Genomic DNA, 3,113 nt, shown 5'->3' on the forward strand with positions numbered 1-3,113 from the left:
TTTTAAACATTTTAATTAATACTTTGTTCTTTAGATCATTTATAAAATCTATAAAAAAGAGGCCTTAGCCCCTTTTCTAAAATTTCAACAGAACTTTTTAATTATTTGAGATGAAAAAATATTGACGGTAATACTTCAATTCAGCAATTGAGTCACGAATATCATCCATCGCAAGATGAGAAGCATTTTTCTTTAAACCACTCATAATTTCTGGGCGCCAGCGTTTTGCTAACTCTTTAACAGAAGACACATCCAAATTACGGTAATGGAAGAACTGCTCAAGCTCTGGCATTAAACGATGTAAGAAACGGCGATCTTGGCAAATTGAGTTTCCACACATTGGAGATGATTTAGGATTGACCCATTTTTTTAAGAATTCAAGTGTTTGTTGCTCAGCATCTTGCGCAGTTAACTTACTACGGCGTACGCGTTCAATAAGTCCAGATTGCCCGTGCTGACGTGTATTCCACTCATCCATCGCATTTAAAATAATATCTGACTGATGTACAGCTAACACTGGGCCTTCAGCAAGAATATTTAAATGATCATCCGTAATAATCGTTGCAATTTCAATAATCTGATCATTGTCTGTATCTAACCCTGTCATTTCAAGGTCGATCCAAATTAAGCGGGTATCTGGGGTGCTGCTCATAAAGTGCAATCTTATTGGGCTAAATTAAAGATGGATAGTAGCAAATTATTCCGATCTTGGCTGTAAATCCATGGCTCATCATGCTATTTTTGCCATCTAAATTTCAAGGTTTTTTAGGTTGTGAATGGCTTTAATTCGTAAGCGTCGTTTGACAGAGCAACAACAACGTCGTATTCAGAAACAACATCAAACACGTCAAGAAGAACTCGACACGTCTCACGACTTAGAAGGCTTAGTCGTCCAACACTATGGTCGACAACTCGAAGTACAAGCCCTCTCCTTGCCTGATCAACATCCAATAAAACCAGATACCAAAGAAGGTGAGCCAGAACCTTTTTGGAAACCTATTGAGCTGAATAGCGTTTGGCGTTGTCATACCCGTACCAATTTAGAATTATTGGTTACAGGTGATCGCGTAAAATGGCAAGCAGATCCAAATACTGGCTTAGGTATTATCACAGCGATTCAACCGCGACAATCCTTGTTGACTCGCCCAGATCGTTATCACAAAGTAAAACCAGTAGCTGCAAATATCAGCCTGATCGTCATTGTGATTGCACCGTTACCAGAACCTGCACCAACCCTAATTGATCGTTATTTGGTTGCATGTGAAGATGCCAATATTCCTGCTTTATTAGTATTAAACAAATGTGATTTACTGAAAGAAAATGATCCAATTTTGCTGTTAGCAGAAGAATATCGTCAACTTGGTTATGATTTCATCCTGACCCAATCTAATGGTAATTTAGATGAGTTGATTCAACGTATTGACAACCAAACTGTTGCATTTGTAGGTCAATCAGGTGTTGGGAAAAGTACACTTATTAATGCCATCATTCCTGATGCTGATCAAAAAACCAATGTCATTTCAGAAAACTCCGCACTCGGTCAACATACCACGACCTCAACACGTTTAATTCGTTTTGGTGAAAATGGTGCTTTAATCGATTCCCCAGGTATTCGTGAATTTGGCTTATGGCATTTAGATCATGAGAAAATCGATGGTGGCTTTCCTGAAATTTCTGCGCTCTTAGGACATTGTCAGTATCGCAATTGCACCCATACGCACGAAAAGCAATGTGCGCTTAAAGAAGGTGTCAAAAATGGTGATATTTTACAAAGACGTTTAGAAAGTTATTTACGTCTAATAGATGAGATTACTGAGGCGCAACAAAAAAATTAGTTTTCTTTAAGCACGCCCTTGAAGCAGTGATTTTGATCACCATATATATACGTTATACTCAACGCAGTTTTTAATTAGTCATTAGGTGATTTGTGGAACGTTGGTTCGAATTTATGGGGAATCACCCCTTTTTATTTGCAATTTTAGGGGCCCTTATTGTTTTGTTTTTCGTTTTTGAAGGACAACGTAGTGGTCGTAAAATTTCGCCACAATCGCTCGGAATTTTAGTGAAAGCTAAAAATGCGATGCTGATTGATTTGCGCGATGCTAAAGATTTCCGTGAAGGTCATATTAGTGGTAGTCGTAATATTCCATATAGTCAAATTGCTGCCAATGTTGAAGAATTAAAAGCTGCGGACCGTCCATTGGTATTCATTTGTAATTTAGGCCAAGTTGCAGGCTCTGCTTTACAACAAGTCGGTCATACAGATAGTTATCGTTTAGACGGTGGCATTAGTAACTGGAAAGCTCAAGGCTTACCTTTAGTAAAAAGCAAAAAAGCTTAAGGAGTTTGTAAAATGACAGCTCAAGTGACTGTATATTCAACAACGATGTGTCCTTATTGCGTACGTGCAAAGCAACTCCTTGAACGTAAAGGCATTGAGTACAAAGAAATTAATTTATCAAAAGAAGCACCTGAGGTTCGTGTTGAGTTAATGCAAAAAACCAACCATCGCACAGTGCCACAAATTTTCATTAAAGATCAATTCATCGGTGGTTTCGACCAACTTTATGCTTTAGAGCGTGAAGGTAAACTAGACGAATTATTGGCATAATCACTAAATCTAAGGAATTAAGAATGAGTGAAGAACAACAAGTTCAACCACAATTAGCATTAGAACGTATTTATACAAAAGATATTTCTTTTGAAGTTCCTGGTGCTGCGGTTTTTACAAAAGAATGGCAACCTGAGTTAAACATCAATCTTTCTTCATCAGCTGAAAAAGTAGATCCAACTCATTTTGAAGTTTCTTTAAAAGTGGTTGTACAAGCTGCGAATGCAGGTGAAACTGCATTTATCGTAGACGTAACACAATCAGGTATTTTCTTGATTGATGGCGTTGAAGATGAACGTCTTCCGTACATTCTTGGTGCTTATTGCCCTAATATTTTGTTCCCATTCCTTCGTGAAGCGGTGAATGATCTTGTAACTAAAGGTAGCTTCCCTCAATTACTTCTTACACCGATTAACTTCGATGCTGAGTTTGAGGCAAACATGCAACGCGCTCAAGCTGCAGCTGCTGAAGGTCAAGCTTAATCGTTTGATTAACTTCCCCC

General features: G+C 38.2%; 5 protein-coding genes. 4 read left to right on the plus strand and 1 reads right to left on the minus strand.

The features are described 5' to 3' along the window. Window positions 1-97: 97 nt before the first annotated feature. On the minus strand, window positions 98-652 hold the full coding sequence (orn, locus tag CL42_RS15735; protein ID WP_035270788.1) for an oligoribonuclease: 555 nt from the start codon (window positions 650-652) through the stop codon (window positions 98-100). A 124-nt stretch (window positions 653-776) separates the two neighbouring features. On the opposite strand from orn, the gene rsgA reads away from it, so the two are divergent. The 4 genes from rsgA to secB all read left to right on the plus strand — a co-directional run bounded on the left by rsgA (window position 777) and on the right by secB (window position 3,093). Then, window positions 777-1,835 carry a ribosome small subunit-dependent GTPase A gene (rsgA, locus tag CL42_RS15740; protein ID WP_035270790.1) on the plus strand — a complete coding sequence of 353 codons (1,059 nt, stop codon included), beginning with the start codon at window positions 777-779 and terminating at the stop codon, window positions 1,833-1,835. A gap of 92 nt (window positions 1,836-1,927) precedes the next feature. Further along, on the plus strand, window positions 1,928-2,341 hold the full coding sequence (locus tag CL42_RS15745) for a rhodanese-like domain-containing protein (protein WP_035270792.1): 414 nt from the start codon (window positions 1,928-1,930) through the stop codon (window positions 2,339-2,341). Between the two features lie 12 nt (window positions 2,342-2,353). Then, a complete protein-coding gene (gene grxC, locus CL42_RS15750; protein ID WP_035270794.1) occupies window positions 2,354-2,611 on the plus strand; it encodes a glutaredoxin 3 in 258 nt (85 codons plus the stop codon). 23 nt (window positions 2,612-2,634) lie between these two features. After that, window positions 2,635-3,093, plus strand: coding sequence for a protein-export chaperone SecB (gene secB / locus CL42_RS15755; RefSeq protein WP_035270796.1), 459 nt, complete (start codon window positions 2,635-2,637; stop codon window positions 3,091-3,093). Window positions 3,094-3,113: the final 20 nt, after the last annotated feature.

This window comes from Acinetobacter sp. Ver3 (assembly GCF_000632455.1).
Classification (GTDB): Bacteria; Pseudomonadota; Gammaproteobacteria; order Pseudomonadales; family Moraxellaceae; genus Acinetobacter.

Excerpts from the sequence above, each read along its gene's own strand:
- orn (WP_035270788.1), bottom strand. The coding sequence starts at position 652 with ATGAGCAGCACCCCAGATACCCGCTTAATTTGGATCGACCTTGAAATG.
- rsgA (WP_035270790.1), top strand. The coding sequence starts at position 777 with ATGGCTTTAATTCGTAAGCGTCGTTTGACAGAGCAACAACAACGTCGT.
- grxC (WP_035270794.1), top strand. The coding sequence starts at position 2,354 with ATGACAGCTCAAGTGACTGTATATTCAACAACGATGTGTCCTTATTGC.
- secB (WP_035270796.1), top strand. The coding sequence starts at position 2,635 with ATGAGTGAAGAACAACAAGTTCAACCACAATTAGCATTAGAACGTATT.